Raw genomic sequence first — 17,976 nt, 5'->3', positions numbered from 1 at the left:
CTGGCCGCGGCGCAGGTCGAGGCCAAGGCCGCCGCGCAGGCCGTGCGGACCCGGCCCTATGCGGCGGATCCGGTGGCGCACCTGGCAGTGGCCGCGGCGGTGCACGGCGCCGCGATGACGCGGATGGTGTCGCTGGTCGAGCACCACGCGGAACTGAGCGCCGATCCGGACCTCGGCGGCGCCGTCGATGAGCTCAAGATGATCGACCGCCAGCGGGCGTTCTCGCGGCAGGTCTTCAACCAGGCGGTCGACGCCTACAACGCATCGATCCGGCAGTTCCCGACCCGGGTGCTGGTCAGCTTCGTCGGCTTCAGCGAGGCGCGCAGCCTGTAATCAACCCTTCTTGTTCTTCATCAGCGCGAGGAACTCCGCGCGCAGCGTCGCATCCTTGAGGAAGGACCCGCGCATGACGCTGTTGGTCATCGTCGAGTCCATGTCCTTGACGCCGCGCCAGTGCATGCAGAAGTGGTCCGCGTCCATGACGATCGCCAGACCGTCCGGCTTGACGCGGTCCTGGAGCTCGTTGGCCAGCATCACGACCGCCTCTTCCTGGATCTGCGGACGGCTCATGATCCACTCGGTCAGGCGCACGTACTTGGACAGACCGATCAGGTTCGAGTGCTCGCTCGGCAGCAGACCGATCCAGACCTTGCCGATGATCGGGCACAGGTGGTGCGAGCAGGCGCTGCGCACGGTGATCGGGCCGACGATCATCAACTCGTTCAGACGCTCGGCGTTGGGGAACTCGGTCACCGGCGGCGGCGGCGCATAACGACCCGCGAAGACCTCCTTCACGAACATCTTCGCCACCCGCTTGGCCGTCTCCTGCGTGTTGTGGTCGCTGACGGTGTCGATCACCAGCGACTGCAGCACCTCCTGCATCCGCGACTGCACCTCGGCCTGCAGCTGCTCCAGTTCACCCGCCTCGATGAACTCGGCGATGTTGTCGTTGGCGTGGTGGCGCTTGCCAGCCTTCACCAGCCGGTAACGGATGCGGTCCGATGTGGGCAGCGCGGCCAACTCGTCGGGGCTCAGGATCAGGGTGCTCGTCATGGGCGGGATTGTCGCGGCTTCCGAATGGGATGGCGAAAGCTAGGTGCTTCACTGCGGGTTGCCAAGCGCGGGCACTCCACGAGGCAGGGGGCATCGCGTCCGCGAACCCCCAGCCTCATTCCGGCCCCACAAGCGCTCGCTGCCATCGCCACTAAACTCCAGCGGTGTCTGCCCCCTCCCCAAAGAATCCCTCCGCCGGCGGTGCGCCGCCGCTCCATCGGCTGCTGACCAGCGCCGCCGATGCAGTCCAGGCCGTGCGCGACGGCCACTCGCTGACCGAGTGGCTCGCACGATGCCCCGCCGACATCCGCCCCGGCGTGCAGGCGCTGAGCTTCACCGTGCTGCGCCGGCTCGGCGCCGCGCAAGTGGTGCGCGCCACGCTTGCCCCGAAGAATCCGCCGCCGCGCGTGGACGCCCTGCTGGTGACCGCGCTCGCGCTGCTCTGGCCTGGCGAGACGGCCTACACCGATCACACGCTGGTCGACCAGACCGTGCATGCGGTGCGTCAGCGCGCACCCAACAGCGCGGGTTTCGTCAACGCGGTGCTGCGCCGCTTCCTGCGCGAGCGCGACGCACTGGTCGCCGCCGCGGAGGCAGATCCGGTCGCCCGCTTCAACCATCCACGCTGGTGGCAGGACCGGCTGCGTGCCGATTGGCCCGCCGAGTGGCAGGGCCTGCTTCAGGCCAACCAGCAGAAACCGCCGATGACGCTGCGCGTCAATCCGGCGCATGACGACCTTGAGGGCTATCTCGCGCGCCTGCAGGAGGCCGGCATCGCCGCGCATCCCGCCGGCTCGCTGTTCCCGCAGGCCGTGGTGCTCGACGAGCCCCGTCCGGTCCAGGCCCTGCCCGGCTTCGACGGAGGCCATGCCTCGGTCCAGGACGCGTCGGCCCAACTCGCCGCGCCGCTGCTGCTGGGCCGCCACCGGCCGCAAGACCTGTCCCCGGGCGAGGACTGGCCGGAACTGGGCGCCGGCGCGCGGGTGCTCGACGCCTGCGCCGCACCGGGCGGCAAGACGGCGCACTTGCAGGAACTCGCCGGCAACCGCCTCGATCTGCTGGCTTTGGACGCCGACGCCAAGCGGCTGGAGCGTGTGAGCCAGAACCTGCAGCGCCTGAAGCTCGACGGCGCGGTGCGCGCCGCCGACGCCCGCGACACCGCCGCCTGGTGGGACGGCCGCCCGTTCGACGCCATCCTGCTGGACGCCCCCTGCAGCGCTTCGGGCATCGTGCGCCGACATCCGGACGTGCGCTGGCTGCGCCGGCCCGACGACATTCCGTCGCTCGCACGCATCCAGGCCGAACTGCTCGAGGCCCTGTGGCCGCTGCTCAAGCCGGGCGGCCGGCTGCTCTACGCGACCTGCTCGGTCTTCAAGGCCGAAGGCCAGGACCAGATCGACGCGTTTTTGCAACGCCATGGCGATGCACGGTCGCGTCAGTTCGACCAGGGGGCCGGGCATCTGCTGCCGCTCGCAGACAATGGTCCGCAGGACTCCGCATCCAGCGCGGCGGCCGTCACCGACGGCTTCTATTACGCGCTGCTGCAGAAGACCTGACCCGAGAACTTCCCCCCTGAATCCGTCCGCGTGCCTCCGCCGTCCCGTCCCGTTTCGCTGCGTTCCTGGTGGCAGCGCCTGACCCTGGTCGGCGCGCTGCTGGCGCTGCACGGCTGGGCGCTGGCGCAGGGCGTGGCGCTGCAGGTGCTGAACGCGGAGCGGGTGGAGGACGGCCTGGCCGTCAGCTTCAGCACCCGCTTCGAGCTGCCGCGGCAGGCCGAGGACGCGTTGCTCAAGGGCGTGGCGATCTACTTCGTCGCCGAGATCCAGGTCTTGCGCAACCGCTGGTACTGGCGCGACGCCCGCGTCGCGCAGGCCAGCCGGACCTGGAGACTGACCTGGCAGCCGCTCACCCGCCAGTACCGGGTGAGCACCGGCGGCCTGCACCAGAGCTTCGACACGCTGGGCGAGGCGATCGGGTCGCTGCGCGGCGTGTCCGGATGGCGCGTCGCCGAGACCAAGGACATCGAGGACGATGGCCGCTATTACCTGGAGTTCAGCTACAAGCTGGACACCGCGCAACTCCCGAGACCGATGCAGATCGGCCTGGGCGGCAATCAGGGCTGGGCGCTGAGCGTCGATCGCAATCTCACACTGACGCTGGAGGCGCCACCGACGCCGCCGCCCAACCGGCCACAGCCTTGACCCCGCGGACCTTGCCTTCTTCCTTCTCCGCCCTCTTTCCGACCTCCTTGATTCAGCAAGGACCCTGCCCGTGACCAAGTCGGCGCGCCTGGCGTGGTTGATCTCCGTGACCGCGATCGCGGGCGCCTGCGGCATGCTGGTGTTCCTGCTATCCATCAGCACGACCGCGCAACGCGGCTTCCTGGAGCGCCACTTCGTCTGGCTGTTCTGGGTCAACGTGGCCGTCGCCACCGCGCTGATCATCGTCATCGGCGTCGCCGGGACGCGGCTCGCGCTGCGGGTGAAGCGCGGACGCTTCGGCAGCCGCCTGCTGCTCAAGCTCGCCGGGATCTTCGCGATCGTCGGCGTGGTGCCGGGACTGCTGATCTACACGGTGTCCTTCCAGTTCGTGAACCGGAGCATCGAGAGCCTGTTCGACCAGCGCCTCGCCAGTGCCCTGGAGGCGGGCCTGGCACTGGGCCAGGACACGTTGGAGAACCTGCGCACGGAACAGACCACGCGAACCCGCGCCGCCGCCGAACGCTGGGAGGACGGTGCGCTGGCGCCGCTGGCACTGGAGCGCCTGCGTGACCAGCTGGGCGCGCGCAGCGTCGCGCTGGTCGCGGGCAACGGCCAGGTCATGCTGTCCGCCGGCGGAGAGTCGAGCGAGATCCCCGCGCGTCCGAGCGCGGCGCTGATCTCCCAGGCGCGCAGCAACGGCATCGCGTCGCGGCTCGAAGGACTGGAGGACGAACAGCTGGCAGTGCAAGGCGAGGCGCGGATCCGGTCGCTGGCCCTGCTGCCGAGCAGCGCGCTGCAGCTGACCAACAGCGACCGCTACCTGATGGTCGTCAAGCAGATCTCCGGCAAGGTGATCAGCAACGCGCTGAACGTGTCGGCGGCGAACCAGGAGTACCTGCAGCGCTCGCTGCTGCGCGACGGCCTGCGACGCATGTACCTGAACACGCTGACGCTGGTGCTGATCCTGGCGGTGTTCGCGGCGCTGCTGCTGGCGGTGGCCCTGTCCAACCAGCTGGTGCAGCCGCTGCTGCTGCTGGCCGAGGGCATGCGCGAGGTCGCGACCGGCGACCTGAAGGCCAAGCCGGTGTTCCGCTCGCGCGACGAGCTGGGCGGGCTGACGCAGTCGTTCGCGGACATGACGCAGCAGCTGGCCGACGCGCGCGGACTGGTCGAGCACAGCGTGACGCAGCTGGAGCGCGCGCGCACGCACGTGCAGACCATCCTCGACAACCTGACGGCGGGCGTGATCGTGTTCGACGCCGATCGGCACATCGAGACCGTCAACCCCGGCGCGACGCGCATCCTGAAGCTGCCGCTGTCGGCCTACGTGGGCCGGGAACTGGAGGAACTGCCGGCGCTGGCAGCCTTCAGCAAGGACATCTGGCAGCGCTTCGAACTGCAGGGCTCGGAGTCCGGCGAGCGCGAGCACTGGCAGGATTCGTTCGAGCTGCAGCTCGACGAGAAGACCGCGCTGACGCTGCTGGTGCGCGGCGCGCTGCTGCCGCAGGACGCGCGGCTGCTGGTGTTCGACGACATCAGCGAAGTCGTGTCGGCGCAGCGCTCGGCAGCCTGGAGCGAAGTGGCGCGCCGGCTCGCGCACGAGATCAAGAACCCGCTGACGCCGATCCAGCTGTCGGCGGAGCGGCTGCAGTTCAAGCTCGAGGCCAAGCTCGAGGGCAACGACCAGGCGATGCTGGTGCGCTCGGTGGGCACCATCGTCAACCAGGTCCAGGCAATGAAGCAGCTGGTCAATGAATTCCGGGACTATGCTCGGCTGCCCGCGGCCAAGCTCGCGCCGCTGGACCTGAACGGGCTGGTGGCCGAGGTGCTGACGCTGTATGCCGAAGCCCAGGAAGCGGGCCAGTTGAACGCGGACCTGGCGACCGATCCGCCGTTGATGCTGGGCGACGCGCCGCAGTTGCGGCAAGTGATCCACAACCTCGTGCAGAACGCGCTGGATGCGGTCAGCCATCGTCCGGACGGTCACGTGACCGTGCGGACCCAGAAGGCGTTGACGGAATCGGGCGAGTTGCGGGCGCTGCGGCTGGTGATCGTCGACAACGGGCCCGGTTTCGCGGAGAACGTGCTCAAGCGCGCCTTCGAGCCTTACGTCACGACCAAGACCAAGGGCACGGGACTGGGACTCGCGGTGGTGAAGAAAATCGCCGATGAACACGGCGCGCGCATCCGCTTGGTGAATCTACCAGCAGCCAGCGGCGGCGATCAGCCGCCGAGCGGCGCACAAGTTTCGTTATCATTTTCAAAACTCGCGACTGCACCGAGCCCTGCGCAGGACGCGCCTCGGCCGCGTGAACAGTAGGCATACATGGCAACCATACTTGTTGTTGACGACGAACTGGGCATCCGCGCCCTGTTGTCTGAAATCCTCTCCGACGAGGGGCACACCATCGAACTCGCGCAGAACGCCCAGCAGGCGAGGGCCAGCCGCGAGCGCTCGCGCCCGGACCTGGTGCTGCTGGACATCTGGATGCCGGACGTCGACGGCATCACGCTGCTCAAGGAATGGGGCAGTACGGGCCAGTTGACGATGCCGGTCATCATGATGAGCGGCCACGGCACGATCGACACGGCCGTCGAGGCGACCAAGTTCGGCGCGATGGCCTTCCTGGAAAAGCCGATCACGCTGCAGAAGCTGCTGCGCGCGGTCGAGCAGGCGCTGGTGAAGACCACGCCCCGGCCGGCCCCGCCGGCGGCCCCGGTGATCGGCGCCGTGATCGGCAACAGCTATCCGCGCCCGGAGGCGATGCAGCCGATCGCCACCGGCACGCTGCCGGTGCAGACGGCCGGTCTCGCGCCGGTGACGCCGCTGCCGCACCAGGGCCTGGCCTCCGAGCAGGTCTTCGAGCTGGACCGCCCGCTGCGCGAGGCGCGCGATGCGTTCGAGAAGAGCTACTTCGAGTTCCACCTGGCCAAGGAAAACGGCTCGATGACCCGCGTGGCCGAGAAGACCGGCCTGGAACGCACCCACCTGTACCGCAAGCTCAAACAACTGGGCGTCGATCTGTCGAGAAACAAGCGCGGGAGCGGAATTTAGTGCTATAGTCGCTGTCTTCGTTGTTCGGCACAGGACGCAAGACCTGGAACAACGATGCGAGACCCAGTCTCACGGCCAAGTAGCTCAGTTGGTAGAGCAGCGGATTGAAAATCCGCGTGTCGGTGGTTCGATTCCGCCCTTGGCCACCAAGAATGCTAAGCCCTTGATTCCTAACGGAGTCAGGGGCTTTTTGCTTTCCGGCGCATCGCTAAGCACGTTGGTTTGGTACACCGAACAGGTACACCAATGCCCTCTCGCCCTAGACTCGCGACCTCTCGCAAGCCTCGCCGCCGCTCGTTCATGGCCGACCCATTCAAGCATCCCGTATCCGGCATTTACTACCTTCGTCGCAGGGTGCCCGCCGAGCTGAGGCCCGCACTTGGACATGAGTACAAGCGCTCGCTGAAGACGCGAGATCCGGGGCAGGCGAAGTCCCGGTATGCGGCCGCGTGGACGGAGTCGGACGCAGCCTTCGCGGTGGCTCGGGCGGGGCTCGCGGGCATCGAGGCAATCAGCCTCGAAGACTCATCGCAACTTGCAGCCCGGTGGTTCCGCAGCGAGCAGGCCCGCCTTGAGCGATCACGTCGGTTCACCGAGATGCTCGCAGAAGGGCCAGGTGGCCGATGGAGCCAAGGCGACCACGAGGAAGAGTGGGCTTCATACCTGACACTCGCCCAAGCCGCCGCTCAGGGCGAGGGCCCGCCCAACAACGATTGGGCGGCACTAGTCGCGCCGCACATCCGGACGGCACTGAGCGAGCACGGTCTCCCGCTGCCTCCTTCAGACTCACTGGTCGCGAGCCACCTAAACCTCGCGTTCATCGAGCACCTTCACAAGCTTTCCAGCTGGGCGCTGCAACGTCACGAAGGCGAGTTCACCGCGCCTGGGCAAGACGTGGCACCAATCGCTCCACTCGCCACCGAACGACAAAAGGAGCGGAGCACAAAACAGATCCGGCTGCCTGCGCTGTTCGATTCATACAGCAACGAAAAGATCCTGAACGACGGCGACACGCGAGCCACCCGCAAGACGATTGCAAGCTTTAAATCGACCGTAGAGCGATTTGTCGAGCTGGTCGGCGATCTGCATGTCAACGACATCGACCGGGACGCTGTAGGCCGTTTTAGAGCTTTGTTGGCACGCATGCCAGCGAAAGGCGAAGGCACACGCGGCCTCTCAGCTCAGGCACTCATCACAAAGGCCGACGCGGAGAACCTGACGCGACTTTCAGAGCCGACGATCCGTAATCAGCTTCGCGCACTTTCGGCCGTGCTCAGCCATGCGGTGCGGTTGGATTGGCTCAGCGAAAACCCCGTGATTGCTGGCGGCGCCGGACGTGCTGCAGCCAAGGCCGCCACGAGAAGGACCGTGACTACACGCAAGCGCAAGGAGTACACCAGGTCAGAGCTTCAGGCGATCTTCAACAGCCCCGCCTTTGCGTCGAAGAATTGGAAACCCCCACGCGCCAACTTCGGCGAGGCTTGGTACTGGCTACCCGTGCTGCTGTTCTATACCGGCGCTCGACGGGAGGAGCTTGCGCAGCTCAAGGCCATCGATGTCCGAAGGTCAGAGGATGGCATCTGGCACCTCAACATCCTCGCGGTTGCCGACGAGGAGGACGGCGACCGGGGTGTCAAGACAGAGAGCAGCCGACGATTGATCCCCTTGCACCCAGACGTAGTGGATCGCGGCTTCTTGGTCTATGCCAACTCCGTCGACAAGAGCGGCCAGCTATTCCCTGAGCTAAAGGCAAACCCATCCGGGTACTACGGTGCCAACTTCGGAAAGCATTGGACCAACTACCTTCGATCCACAGTCCGCCTTGTGTCCCCCGTGAGCCCAATGCATGGATTTCGGCATACCTTCAAGACTCTATGTCGAGATGTTGGCATCACCGAGGAGGTACACGATGCATTGACGGGCCATGCCGGTAGCGGTGGCGTAGGCCGAGCCTATGGATCCATGTCTCTTCGACGTATGAGCGAAGAGCTGCAACGCCTCCCACGAATCATCGACCTATGAGCCTTAGCCACACTGAGACTGCTCGATATTCCCAATCCCCTTAAAGCCCCCATAAAAGCCCCCTGGACAGATGCTCCATGTACTTGTTCGCTCACCTACTTCACCGACTTCTCTAATCTTCTCTTTGTCGTGCGTCTTCTAGGTGCCGGCCTACTAGAACTTGTCTACTAGGTGCTATTTACTATGTGTCTATCTGGCACTTATCTACTGGTCTCTTACTCACTAGGCGCTGGCTACCGACGGCAGGTCTACTGATTGTAGGTCGACGTATCAAGTGGACTTTGAATAGCAATTGCAGGTTCGGGATGAACACTTACGTGCTGTGGGCTTGTGGGCTTGGGCTTGGGCTTGGGCTTGGGCTTGGGCTTGTGGGCTCATTCTGACTTACATGGGGGGCCAGCCTGACCGCAGTTGCGGCGCCCAAGTTCGGGTACGCAGGCAGGATCCGAGCGAGAGGGGCAGACGGGACGCACTTGTCCGTTCTTATAGGGTACCGAATCACCTCCCCGGATAGCATCCCGTCAGCATCGCCGAGTCGTGGGATGGAACCCGAACCTTGGGCCACTTGACGTGGTTCCATGCAACCCTCCCACGAACGTTGGCGGCGATGCTCGGAGTGTTGTTGCTAGCCAAACGAACCTATCGAGTTACAGCGACGGGAACGTCTGCCTGCACTTGCTGTCGGTAAGCATCCATTTTCTGAATTCGGAGTGGTCGGCATACATCGCGAATTCGGTTAGGTCGTCATGCTTCGGTATGGTCCCAAAGAGGACCTCCGACTTGAATGGGGCCGCCCTCCAAGCGTCCGTTCGCCCCGGCACTGGGACGAAGTCATGTCGCGCCAACACCGACTCGACCATCAAGTCCCTTTGTCTTTCCGATACCGAGAACTGCAGCGCAACACTTGCAAGACGATAGGCATCCTCGCCTTGTCCCAGCCCTGGATAGCGGCGGAACACAAGTCGGATGAGTCTCGGACCCTCACCGAGAACGTAGCCAGTCAAGACATCATGCTCATCGCATACGGTCGGAGGACTGCGACGCTCAAGCGACTCGATCTTGTGTGAGGCTTTGGCCGTTGCCAGAGAAGTCCCCAGGCAAATGTCATTTAGGCAGAAGCTCGCCAACGCCTTTATTGCGCCCTCTGGCTCGCTAGCCTGCACTTGCGCTTGCGCTTGCGCTTGCGCTTGCGCTTGCGCTTGCGCCGAAGATAAAGAGCCCATGGCCGATAGCAAGAGGCCAAGCAGTTGCACCCTCATCACAAAACTCCAAACACTTTGGTTGGCCAATTGTGACTTAAACGCGGCTGACTTAAAGGATGCAGGTTTGGAGACTTGCATGCTTGTCCAGCACCACTCCACAGCCGCAGGTCGCAGGGCCGCCAGCACGCCAAGCTCTGGCGATCAATCTGATTCGATTGAGGCGAGAGCGCGGATGGTCGCAGGAGGCCTTAGCGCTAGAGGTGGGTCTGCATAGAACTTTTGTCGCCCATGTCGAGCGGCAAGTTCGGAACGTGTCGCTGGACAACGTAGAGCGCCTCGCGAGAGTTTTCGGCCTTCAGGCGTTTGAGCTGCTCACACCCCACCCTTAGCTCTTGTGACTTGACTTGCACCGTGCATGCCAGTGCCATCTAGCATCCCGGGCCACGGCCAGGCTGTCGCCATCCTCTAGGCCTAGCTCTGGGAGCCTGCCGCCATGTACCTCTTAACCGAGGTGACTGAGATGTTGAAGTGCTCTGCCGTCTTCTTGATGCTCGCTGCATGAGCGGACCTCCAGGCAAGCACTTCCCTGGGATCTGCAGCCTGGGGACGGCCCAACGAGTCCTTGCCCCGATGGGTCTTGCCGGTGGCCTCCAACGAGGCCCGAGCCGCAACACGGCCCGCCGAGGTGCGCTCGTTAATCCGGTTGCGCTCCATGTCGGCTATCTGAGCGAGGACCGCCAGGATCAGCTCCCCGACGCCCTTACCGATCAGCCCCAGGCCGTACACCTCAACCGAGACCCCGCGCTCCAAGAGGCCGCGGACGGTCGCCTGGACATCCAACGCATCCCTGCCAAGGCGGTCAACGGCATACACGGACACGGTGTCACCTTCGCGGACATAGGCCAGTAGCTTGGCAAACCCCGGTCGCAGCGCAGCAGGGACGCCACCGCTCACACCCTCATCAGAGAATTCGCAATCGAACGCCCGCCCCTGAGCCAAGACTTGGCGCTGGGATTCGACGGACTGGGTATCACTGGAGGTACGGTGGTAGGCGATGTAGGACATAGGCGACCTGGCACGAAAGGTAGTAGCCCACATCATGACCTGGCCCACAAGTCGAGTCAATATCTTCTGGACCAACCCTGGGCCAGCCTCCCGACCATGGCTCGCAAGGTACAACTTTCGGATGCGGGATGTGCTCAAGTCCCCCTCATTGCGAAACCGCTCGCTGGGGCAGACTGTCTAGTAGCCTTGACAACGCTTACGCACCCTATAGCGGGGCGGGGGGAACCCGATTCTTGGATGGGCAAGCACCCCCCTCGAAATAGCACAACGATTTTAATCTTGCACCCAAAAGAGAAGCGGCCCCTTTGGGCCGCTCAGAATCGCACTATTTCTTTTTCCCGCGTATCGGGCGCTGTTTCACTGCTCTAACGGGCTTCTTCGGCGCAATTTCAGGCGGAAGATCAGAATTGGTCCAACCAGCCAACTTGTTCATAGCATACTCCGCATTCGATTTCACCGGTCTTGAAACCGGTGGCAAATCGCGCTGGAAGTAGTGTGTTGCATCACCATATCTTGCACCGGTATTTCCGCCAATGCACGGGAGATCCTTATGATGAATATCCCACTGCGCACCTAGTTTTGACGCCCATTTACCCGAATGATGCAGAAAAGCCGCATGCGTAGGGCTTCCGTTCAAGGTATATAGGGCGACTATTTCCTTTCCCGCAATGGGGTCAGGACCGGCGCAAGGAACAAAGCCCTTTGTAGCAAATGCTTCAATGAAGGCTTGAACGGTGACCGAACGCTCAACTCCATCCGGCCAATATCCATCCTGATCAGGCCACCAATAGCGTTCGTCCTCTCCCATTGCCCACGCGATGCAGTTGTACTTCGGATCTCGATCTGATGTTATCTCTAGATCCCCAACGACCGCTCGATGGAAGCCTTGTCTGATTTTTGCTTCTATAGTAATCAACGCCCCCCCTGCCATAGCTTACTGATCCTTATTCAGCTCCCACCATTGAAGCCAAGCCTTAGACATCAGCTCCAGCCTCCCCTTCATTGACGCATCTACAGGGTCGTGCCCAGTTATCGCACGCAGCGCCCAGAACCACCAGAAAGGACTCGCCTTCAACTCGGCAAAGATGAAAGGCAACGCTTCCCGACCCATACCAATAATTCGTTGGTAGGCAGGATGCATAGCCATTTCTGTCGGACTGGACGAGTAAGCGACCGCTTCACGCCATTCATCTTTCAGCTGTGCAAATAGCTTAGCTTGGAGAGAAATTTCCCCGCCAATTTCATTCAGATTCTCGCCTGGAGAAACAATCCTGATACGTTTTCCAGTGATTCGCGGCGCAACTTTTTTCGGTTGAGGCGGCGAACGAAGCAGCGAGCTGACGCGACTGGGAGTTGCGTAGTCAAAAGCAGACGAAATCTCGTCGCTTGACCCGTATCCGTAGGAAAAAGAGAAGTCCATGATTTACTCCTCAGGACAGTTTAATTTCGCCGATACCTGCACCGGCTATAAAAGTCGATAACGCCGACTCCTTTTCAATCGCTCTTTCGACTGCCTTTTTCAATCGCTTCAGGTCATGGGAGTCCAATGCGATGGAAAAGGTATCGTCACTGCCCGTATGTTCGATTCGCAAGGTATGGTAAACGACAGCTGATTCAACTTCGATTTTTCCGTCCGTCTTGAATACAGGGCGAATATCAGAAAAAATTTCACACTGAGAAAGTGCCCTCTCATGCGTTGCTAGCAAACGCATCGCTTTCGCTTTAATGCGGACGGTAGCATTATCTAGAATCGTCAGCAGATTGGCACGCAGCTTCTTAAGTGCAGAACCCGTAAACTCATTTCCGTCAGCCTTGGCTGCAGCTTGCGCCGAATGCACGAGGCCCGTAGCAACTTCGTCCCCGTCCACTGCGGAGGGAAGAACCTCATAAATGAATGGCAGGAGATTGTTAAACCATAGGACCGCAGTATCAGGGTCTACAGCTTTCAGCGGCTTCTCTGAGACGATCCGATAGGCTTCTGTTGGCGTCTGAAGCTTTTCTAGATTTTCGGCCAGGAAATTGGCTAGTTCTGCCGCTCCCGCAGCGTTTAGGCGTGCGACGCCCCTCAACATATTCAGCGCTTTCGACTGAACATTGAAAAATTGCACGAACTTGCTCCCTTCACAGGTGCGGAGAAGACCCTTCGATCCGCACCGATAGCCAAAAAAGTTCACCCAGGTCTTGTGATCGGCAATTGCCGCACCCACTCGTGCAGCCTCCCATGCCAAACGACTCTTCCGAAAAAATCTTATGGATCAACAACTTAGCCTTGCCACAAGTGTTGCAATTTCGGTCGGGCAGCGTAATGTAGCGCAAGCGCCAATAGCGCAACAGTCCCCTTTGTCAAGCCCTTCGGGAAGTCTGCAACGTCTTGCGCACACGAAAGCCATGACGCCTCCTCAAGCCACTGCTCACTAAGCAAGCGACTCGAAACGTCTTCCGTCATACCTTGCGGCATGCCCCAGCGGGGAAGCAGCAGCCCGGCATTAGGAGGCAGACTTTCGATGCACCAGCTGTCGCCCCTTCTCCCGCGCCCCTCGCAGTGGCCGAGCAGGCCCACCGATGTCGCTTCCGACTATTTGAGTAAGCAAGAGATGGCGGCCGTGCAGTCTTGTTTTTGGGCCGCTCTCGAGCCGTCTTTGTAGTTGGTACCCGACGCAGGTACACTTAGCCAAATAGACGTTCAGAAAACTCTCAACAAATCAACGGCTTAGCGGAGCTTCGGCGTTTCGGTGGTTCGATTCCGCCCTTGGCCACCAGATTCAAGAAAGCCCGGCTCTGCCGGGCTTTCTGCTTTCTGGCTCGATCGCGTCGCGATCAGGCGGTGCTCTCTCCATCGACCGGTCGCGCCACCGCCACCGCCATCGCCCATTTCGCGCTGCCAGGCATCAACATCACCCGATGCAGCACCTCGGTGGCCGGCTGCAGCGCGGACATCTCAGCATCGTTCTGAGTCAGGACGGGGACATTCCGGATGGGATCGCCAACGCCCCTAAGCGCCATCGTGCTCAGGCGGCACGCGTGATCCTTGAAGACGACCGCACATCCATTCGGGCCGAACACCAATGCGCAGCCATTTGCCTCGAGTGCATCGCAGCGCCGGACGACGTCATGGGATCGGAGCAACAGAAGATCAAGGCCTCGCCTTGGCCCAGCATCACGGGGCTCCCGCGGCGGGGTCGGAATCCGAATCACCGACTTGAGCGAATCGAGTCCCCGGGACCACGGCGTGAATTCGCTCGTCAGCAGAAAATCCAGGTCATCGCAGACCCTCACCTCGAATGCCAGCCCTCGATCCTGGATGGGCTCCAGGATCTCCGCAATGGAGCGTGGCGGACCTGCACGTCGGCCCCCGCCGGCGGTCTCTGAAGCTCGCTTCATCGCCTCATGCAGGCCGTCGTCACGACCCGTCGCGAGCATCTCGAACGCGCCGGCGAACAGCTCGCTGTCGGGCACCTTCAACCGATGCCCTTGCATCAGCAGGTCCAGGACGCTGCCGCATAGCTGGCCGTCAATGTGGTGAGCGGAAGCGGCCGGAACGCCACCGCCCTCGAGCGTCTGCGATGGAAACTGTCCTTGGACGGCGGAGGTAGTCGGCAACATAAGAGCCCCTGGTCAACGCCAGTCCGGCCAATCCGGACCAGCGACCCCCTAGTCGGCTGCTGCGCCGTGGACGTTCAAGACTCCGCGAGCAGGCGCCCACACCGTCAACGCGTGATGATGTCCCGATGCATCGGCGCCAGCAATGACAGCAAGCGGTTCTGCACCGCGAACGGCACCTGCTGGTCATCCATGGCGAACTGCAGGTCCTCGACCAACGCATTGAAGTCAGCCTTGTCCAAGCCCAGGTGGGCATGCGACTTCACCATCGTCTCGCCGTCGTAGACACAAGGCCCGCCGGTGAGCTGGCAGAACTGCTTGCGGATCGACTCCTTCAACGCCTTCGGATTGACGCCGTCGAACTTCTTCTTGATGCGATCGTCCGCGTAAGCGCGATCGAGCATGCCGTCGACGATGCGGGCGATGCCCTCCTCGCCGCCGAGCGAGCGGTACAGCGCATCGTCCGCCGCGTTCGCCCGCACGCCGGCACCCAGGCCGATCAGCAGCGCCAGCGCGCCGGCCATCCACATCCTTCGAGCAGATCGCATCGTCAGGGTCTCCTCGTCGATTCGTCGTGGTGGCATGCGGGCGTCAGGTCAAGGATCAGTATGCGAACTGGATCGACCCGTAGACCCCGCGCTGGCGCCGCGGCTGGATGCCGGGCACCACACGCCCCAGGTCCACGTAGGCTGCCGTCAGCGAGAGATGCTTGTTCGGCGCCCAGGCAACGAACACATCCTTCCAATCGTCCTCGCGCAGCGCATCCCCGAGGACCGACGGATTGAGCTTGTCGGGCTTCATGCGGTACTCGGCGCCGATCGCCCACTGTTTGTTGATGAGGTACGCGACCGATACCTCGGGGACCAACGAATAGCGGCTGCTGGCGGTGCCGCCAAAGCCCAGCAGACCGTTCTGGTTGGCTCGCGTCGCGCGCAGTGTCACGTTCACCAGCGTGCTCTGCGCGAGCAACAGCTTGGTGGCGCTCAGGTAGACGTCGACGCCGTTGCGCTTCGCGCCGAGGGCACTGAGCGTCGGCGCCAGTCCGCCGGCATCCAGGTGCTTGTACTCGACCCCCAGCGCGATCTGCGGCATCCAGGTGTCCGCGTCGAGCACCGCATCGCCGACCAGCCGCAGTTTCGCGCCGAGGATCGTCTGCTTCAACCTGAGCCCCGGCAGGCCGAGCGCGGCACCCGTGCCGCCAGCGCTGAAGTCCTGCTTCGCGAGCGACAGCTCGGCGCGCTCGCCGAAGGCCACGGACGCGCCGTAGCCGGAGAGGCTGTAGTCCTGCACTGGCAAGCGCGTGAAGTAGGCCGTGGCACCGATCTGGCCGCTGGTGGCATAGCTGCCTGTCAGCGCCCAGGGGGTCAGGCCTCCACCGGCGGCGCCGTCGATGCTGCTCACACCGCCGGTCAGCAGCAGCTTGCCCTGCGCCTGCGCGGCACAGGCCAGCGGCACGGCCAGCAACAGGGGGACAAGCGTTCGAATCATTACCAGGCGCCGGTGTTGGCCATCGAGATCCACGGCTCGGCCGGCGGCAGCGCCGGACCGTCCTGCAGCAGTTCGACGGAGATGTTGTCGGGCGAGCGCACGAAGGCCATGCGGCCGTCGCGCGGCGGACGGTTGATGGTCACGCCGGCGTCCATCAGGCGCTGGCACGCGGCGTAGATGTCCGGCACCGCGTAGGCGACGTGGCCGAAGTTGCGACCGCCGGTATAGACCTCCGGATCCCAGTTGAACGTGAGTTCGATCTGGGCATCCTCATCGCCGGGCGCGGCGAGGTAGACCAGCGTGAAGCGACCGGCCTCGTGCTCGGTGCGGCGCACTTCCTGCAGGCCGAGCGCGTCGCGGTAGAAGTTCAGGGAAGCTTCGAGGTCGGTCACGCGGACCATGGTGTGCAGATACTTCATGAGCGGTCGGCGGATGGCGTTGGAGGAATGGAAACGGAATGATGCATTGTGGCCGCGACCGGCCCGGCGCGCATGCACGAAGGCCATGTGCGAAGACCGTCTCGATGGGGCCGCACCAAAAGAAAAGGCCCGCATCAGCGGGCCTTGGTGCAAGCGGAGCGCGTCCGGGGTCAGGTCGCCTGCGGCGCGGCGTCGCCGCCCTGCGCCTGTTGCGCCGCTTGTGCCAGGCGTTGCGTCAGTTCCTTGCGGAAGCGGTTCAGCTCCTGGACGCTGGCGAAGCTGCGCTCCATCAGCAGGCTCATGTTGTGCAGGATGCGCTCGACGACCTTGTTCTCCCAGACGGTGTCGAACTGGATCTGCTTGTCGAGCCAACGCTCCAGCCACTCCGGATCCGGCAGACGGCTCTGGATGGTGTCGCGCGGGAACAGCTTGGCGTTCACATGCAGGTTGGTCGGGTGCAGCGCCTGTGCGGTGCGACGCGCGCTGGCCATCAGCACGCCGACCTTCGCGAACGCGGCCTTCGCCTCGTCGCCGAACTTGGTCATCGCGCGCTTCATGTAGCGCAGGTAAGCGCCGCCATGGCGGGCCTCGTCGCGCGACAGGGTCTCGTAGATCGCCTTGATGACCGGCTCGGTGTGCCACTCAGCGGCACGGCGGTACCAGTGGTTCAGGCGGATCTCGCCGCAGAAGTGCAGCATCAGCGTTTCCAGCGCCGGAGCCGGATCGAATTCGAAGCGCACCTCGTGCAGCTCGGCTTCAGTCGGCACCATGTCCGGGCGGAAGCGGCGCAGGTACTCCATCAGCACCAGCGAATGCTTCTGCTCCTCGAAGAACCAGACGCTCATGAAGGCCGAGAAGTCGCTGTCGTCCTTGTTGTCGCGCAGGAACATCTCGGTGGCGGGCAACGCGGACCACTCGGTGATCGCGTTCATCTTGATCGTGCGCGCCTGGTCGTCGGTCAGCTTGGACGCGTCGAACTTGTCCCACGGAATATCCGTGTCCATGTTCCAGCGCACGGCCTCGAGTTGCTTGAAGAGTTCGGGATAAAGCATCTGTCTGCGTCCTGTTGAGCGCGGCGGATTCTACCGGTCGCACCATGACAATCCCTTACGCCATTGGCCCGTGGGGCGATCTGGCCTAATCGCGCTTCCAACGAACCTGACGTCGTGTTCGCTTCTTGCGAAGCAGCGCGGCCCACGGACATCCGGATTTACCGATCCCAGGAGACAACGACATGACCCCGTCCTTCGGCACCTTCCTCCGGCGAACCGCGCTCCTGCTGGCGGTGCTCGTGGCACCGTTCGCGGCGAGTTCCGCTCACGCCGCGCCCGCGGCGGAGACCGCCGCCGCGTCCACCGCATCCTGCCCTGAACTGCTCAATCGTCAAATGCCCCGTCTGCAGGATGAGAAGCCTCAGGCGCTCTGCCAGTACGCCGGCAAGGTGGTGCTGGTGGTCAACACGGCCAGCTTCTGCGGCTACACGCCGCAGTACAAGGCGCTGGAAGCCCTCTCGGCGCGCTATGCGGACAAGGGCCTGGTGGTGCTCGGTTTTCCGTCCGGTGACTTCGGCAACCAGGAGTACGGCAGCAACAAGGAAATCGCCGAATTCTGCGAGAACACCTTCAACGTGAAGTTCCCGATGTTCAGCAAGAGCAACGTCGCCGCCGGCAAGGCCGATCTGAACCCGCTGTTCGCCGATCTGGCCAAGCGCACGGGCCAGTCGCCGAAGTGGAACTTCCACAAGTACCTGATCTCCCGCGACGGCAAGCAGGTCATGAGCTTCGCGTCCGGCGTGAGCCCGGACAGCGCGCAGTTCACCCAGGCGGTGGACAAGCTGGTCTCTCAACCGCAATGAGCGGGGCGCTGTCGCA

19 protein-coding genes and 1 tRNA gene are annotated in these 17,976 nt (G+C 63.2%); 9 read left to right on the top strand and 11 right to left on the bottom strand.

Annotation, left to right across the window (positions count from 1 at the left end; translation table 11 throughout):
• A partial coding sequence (locus VF536_RS12970; RefSeq protein ID WP_331615265.1) for a LemA family protein occupies nucleotides 1-333 on the top strand: 333 nt, incomplete at its 5' end.
• Here VF536_RS12970 and folE read toward each other — a convergent pair.
• Nucleotides 334-1,053: a GTP cyclohydrolase I gene (folE, locus tag VF536_RS12965; RefSeq protein ID WP_331615264.1), complete on the bottom strand. Its 720-nt coding sequence runs from the start codon at nucleotides 1,051-1,053 to the stop codon at nucleotides 334-336.
• Nucleotides 1,054-1,217: 164 nt separating this feature from the next.
• On the opposite strand from folE, the gene rsmB reads away from it, so the two are divergent.
• The 6 genes from rsmB (at nucleotide 1,218) to VF536_RS12935 (ending at nucleotide 8,331) form a co-directional block, all read left to right on the top strand.
• Nucleotides 1,218-2,609, top strand: a complete 1,392-nt coding sequence (rsmB, locus tag VF536_RS12960) for a 16S rRNA (cytosine(967)-C(5))-methyltransferase RsmB (RefSeq protein ID WP_331615263.1) — start codon at nucleotides 1,218-1,220, stop codon at nucleotides 2,607-2,609.
• A gap of 30 nt (nucleotides 2,610-2,639) precedes the next feature.
• Nucleotides 2,640-3,254 (top strand): DUF4390 domain-containing protein, encoded by a 615-nt coding sequence (locus VF536_RS12955; RefSeq protein WP_331615262.1) that lies wholly within the window; start codon nucleotides 2,640-2,642, stop codon nucleotides 3,252-3,254.
• Nucleotides 3,255-3,324: 70 nt separating this feature from the next.
• Complete coding sequence (locus tag VF536_RS12950; RefSeq protein WP_331615261.1) at nucleotides 3,325-5,574, top strand: sensor histidine kinase; 2,250 nt, start codon at nucleotides 3,325-3,327, stop codon at nucleotides 5,572-5,574.
• A gap of 6 nt (nucleotides 5,575-5,580) precedes the next feature.
• Nucleotides 5,581-6,309 (top strand): response regulator, encoded by a 729-nt coding sequence (locus VF536_RS12945; RefSeq protein WP_331615260.1) that lies wholly within the window; start codon nucleotides 5,581-5,583, stop codon nucleotides 6,307-6,309.
• Between the two features lie 73 nt (nucleotides 6,310-6,382).
• Nucleotides 6,383-6,458 (top strand) — tRNA-Phe (locus tag VF536_RS12940).
• Nucleotides 6,459-6,609: 151 nt separating this feature from the next.
• The gene (locus VF536_RS12935; RefSeq protein WP_331615259.1) at nucleotides 6,610-8,331 is read left to right on the top strand and encodes a DUF6538 domain-containing protein; all 1,722 of its coding nucleotides are present in this window, start codon (nucleotides 6,610-6,612) and stop codon (nucleotides 8,329-8,331) included.
• A gap of 647 nt (nucleotides 8,332-8,978) precedes the next feature.
• Here the strand turns inward: VF536_RS12935 and VF536_RS12930 are convergent.
• On the bottom strand, nucleotides 8,979-9,671 hold the full coding sequence (locus VF536_RS12930) for a hypothetical protein (protein ID WP_331615267.1): 693 nt from the start codon (nucleotides 9,669-9,671) through the stop codon (nucleotides 8,979-8,981).
• On the opposite strand from VF536_RS12930, the gene VF536_RS12925 reads away from it, so the two are divergent.
• On the top strand, nucleotides 9,650-9,922 hold the full coding sequence (locus tag VF536_RS12925) for a helix-turn-helix transcriptional regulator (RefSeq protein ID WP_331615258.1): 273 nt from the start codon (nucleotides 9,650-9,652) through the stop codon (nucleotides 9,920-9,922). The two genes, VF536_RS12930 and VF536_RS12925, sit on opposite strands and share 22 nt — an antisense overlap.
• An 82-nt stretch (nucleotides 9,923-10,004) precedes the next feature.
• Here the strand turns inward: VF536_RS12925 and VF536_RS12920 are convergent, their stop codons facing one another.
• The 9 genes from VF536_RS12920 to VF536_RS12880 form a co-directional block, all read right to left on the bottom strand.
• A complete protein-coding gene (locus VF536_RS12920; RefSeq protein WP_331615257.1) occupies nucleotides 10,005-10,598 on the bottom strand; it encodes a recombinase family protein in 594 nt (197 codons plus the stop codon).
• Between the two features lie 325 nt (nucleotides 10,599-10,923).
• Nucleotides 10,924-11,529 carry a DUF7689 domain-containing protein gene (locus VF536_RS12915; protein ID WP_331615255.1) on the bottom strand — a complete coding sequence of 202 codons (606 nt, stop codon included), beginning with the start codon at nucleotides 11,527-11,529 and terminating at the stop codon, nucleotides 10,924-10,926.
• A 3-nt stretch (nucleotides 11,530-11,532) separates the two neighbouring features.
• Nucleotides 11,533-12,018 carry a hypothetical protein gene (locus VF536_RS12910; protein ID WP_331615254.1) on the bottom strand — a complete coding sequence of 162 codons (486 nt, stop codon included), beginning with the start codon at nucleotides 12,016-12,018 and terminating at the stop codon, nucleotides 11,533-11,535.
• Between the two features lie 10 nt (nucleotides 12,019-12,028).
• Nucleotides 12,029-12,706: a hypothetical protein gene (locus tag VF536_RS12905; protein WP_331615253.1), complete on the bottom strand. Its 678-nt coding sequence runs from the start codon at nucleotides 12,704-12,706 to the stop codon at nucleotides 12,029-12,031.
• A 709-nt stretch (nucleotides 12,707-13,415) separates the two neighbouring features.
• A complete protein-coding gene (locus tag VF536_RS12900) occupies nucleotides 13,416-14,201 on the bottom strand; it encodes a hypothetical protein (protein ID WP_331615252.1) in 786 nt (261 codons plus the stop codon).
• 104 nt (nucleotides 14,202-14,305) lie between these two features.
• Nucleotides 14,306-14,746: a group 1 truncated hemoglobin gene (locus VF536_RS12895; RefSeq protein ID WP_331615251.1), complete on the bottom strand. Its 441-nt coding sequence runs from the start codon at nucleotides 14,744-14,746 to the stop codon at nucleotides 14,306-14,308.
• A 55-nt stretch (nucleotides 14,747-14,801) separates the two neighbouring features.
• Nucleotides 14,802-15,686 (bottom strand): DUF3034 family protein, encoded by an 885-nt coding sequence (locus tag VF536_RS12890; RefSeq protein ID WP_331615250.1) that lies wholly within the window; start codon nucleotides 15,684-15,686, stop codon nucleotides 14,802-14,804.
• A complete protein-coding gene (locus VF536_RS12885) occupies nucleotides 15,686-16,105 on the bottom strand; it encodes a VOC family protein (protein ID WP_331615249.1) in 420 nt (139 codons plus the stop codon). The genes VF536_RS12890 and VF536_RS12885 overlap by 1 nt, the downstream gene beginning before the upstream one ends.
• Before the next feature lie 170 nt (nucleotides 16,106-16,275).
• Entirely contained in the window at nucleotides 16,276-17,157 is an 882-nt protein-coding gene (locus tag VF536_RS12880; RefSeq protein ID WP_331615247.1) for a ferritin-like domain-containing protein, read from the bottom strand.
• 182 nt (nucleotides 17,158-17,339) lie between these two features.
• On the opposite strand from VF536_RS12880, the gene VF536_RS12875 reads away from it, so the two are divergent.
• The gene (locus VF536_RS12875) at nucleotides 17,340-17,960 is read left to right on the top strand and encodes a glutathione peroxidase (RefSeq protein ID WP_331615246.1); all 621 of its coding nucleotides are present in this window, start codon (nucleotides 17,340-17,342) and stop codon (nucleotides 17,958-17,960) included.
• Nucleotides 17,961-17,976: the final 16 nt, after the last annotated feature.

It is taken from the genome of Roseateles sp., assembly GCF_036486225.1.
GTDB lineage: Bacteria > Pseudomonadota > Gammaproteobacteria > Burkholderiales > Burkholderiaceae_C > Roseateles.
This window is presented reverse-complemented; position numbering and strand designations above follow the sequence as displayed.

Excerpts from the sequence above, each read along its gene's own strand:
- VF536_RS12885 (WP_331615249.1), bottom strand. The coding sequence starts at position 16,105 with ATGAAGTATCTGCACACCATGGTCCGCGTGACCGACCTCGAAGCTTCC.
- VF536_RS12880 (WP_331615247.1), bottom strand. The coding sequence starts at position 17,157 with ATGCTTTATCCCGAACTCTTCAAGCAACTCGAGGCCGTGCGCTGGAAC.
- VF536_RS12895 (WP_331615251.1), bottom strand. The coding sequence starts at position 14,746 with ATGCGATCTGCTCGAAGGATGTGGATGGCCGGCGCGCTGGCGCTGCTG.
- VF536_RS12920 (WP_331615257.1), bottom strand. The coding sequence starts at position 10,598 with ATGTCCTACATCGCCTACCACCGTACCTCCAGTGATACCCAGTCCGTC.
- VF536_RS12945 (WP_331615260.1), top strand. The coding sequence starts at position 5,581 with ATGGCAACCATACTTGTTGTTGACGACGAACTGGGCATCCGCGCCCTG.
- VF536_RS12935 (WP_331615259.1), top strand. The coding sequence starts at position 6,610 with ATGGCCGACCCATTCAAGCATCCCGTATCCGGCATTTACTACCTTCGT.
- folE (WP_331615264.1), bottom strand. The coding sequence starts at position 1,053 with ATGACGAGCACCCTGATCCTGAGCCCCGACGAGTTGGCCGCGCTGCCC.
- VF536_RS12875 (WP_331615246.1), top strand. The coding sequence starts at position 17,340 with ATGACCCCGTCCTTCGGCACCTTCCTCCGGCGAACCGCGCTCCTGCTG.
- VF536_RS12930 (WP_331615267.1), bottom strand. The coding sequence starts at position 9,671 with ATGCAAGTCTCCAAACCTGCATCCTTTAAGTCAGCCGCGTTTAAGTCA.
- VF536_RS12890 (WP_331615250.1), bottom strand. The coding sequence starts at position 15,686 with ATGATTCGAACGCTTGTCCCCCTGTTGCTGGCCGTGCCGCTGGCCTGT.
- VF536_RS12925 (WP_331615258.1), top strand. The coding sequence starts at position 9,650 with ATGCAGGTTTGGAGACTTGCATGCTTGTCCAGCACCACTCCACAGCCG.
- VF536_RS12910 (WP_331615254.1), bottom strand. The coding sequence starts at position 12,018 with ATGGACTTCTCTTTTTCCTACGGATACGGGTCAAGCGACGAGATTTCG.
- VF536_RS12900 (WP_331615252.1), bottom strand. The coding sequence starts at position 14,201 with ATGTTGCCGACTACCTCCGCCGTCCAAGGACAGTTTCCATCGCAGACG.
- VF536_RS12915 (WP_331615255.1), bottom strand. The coding sequence starts at position 11,529 with ATGGCAGGGGGGGCGTTGATTACTATAGAAGCAAAAATCAGACAAGGC.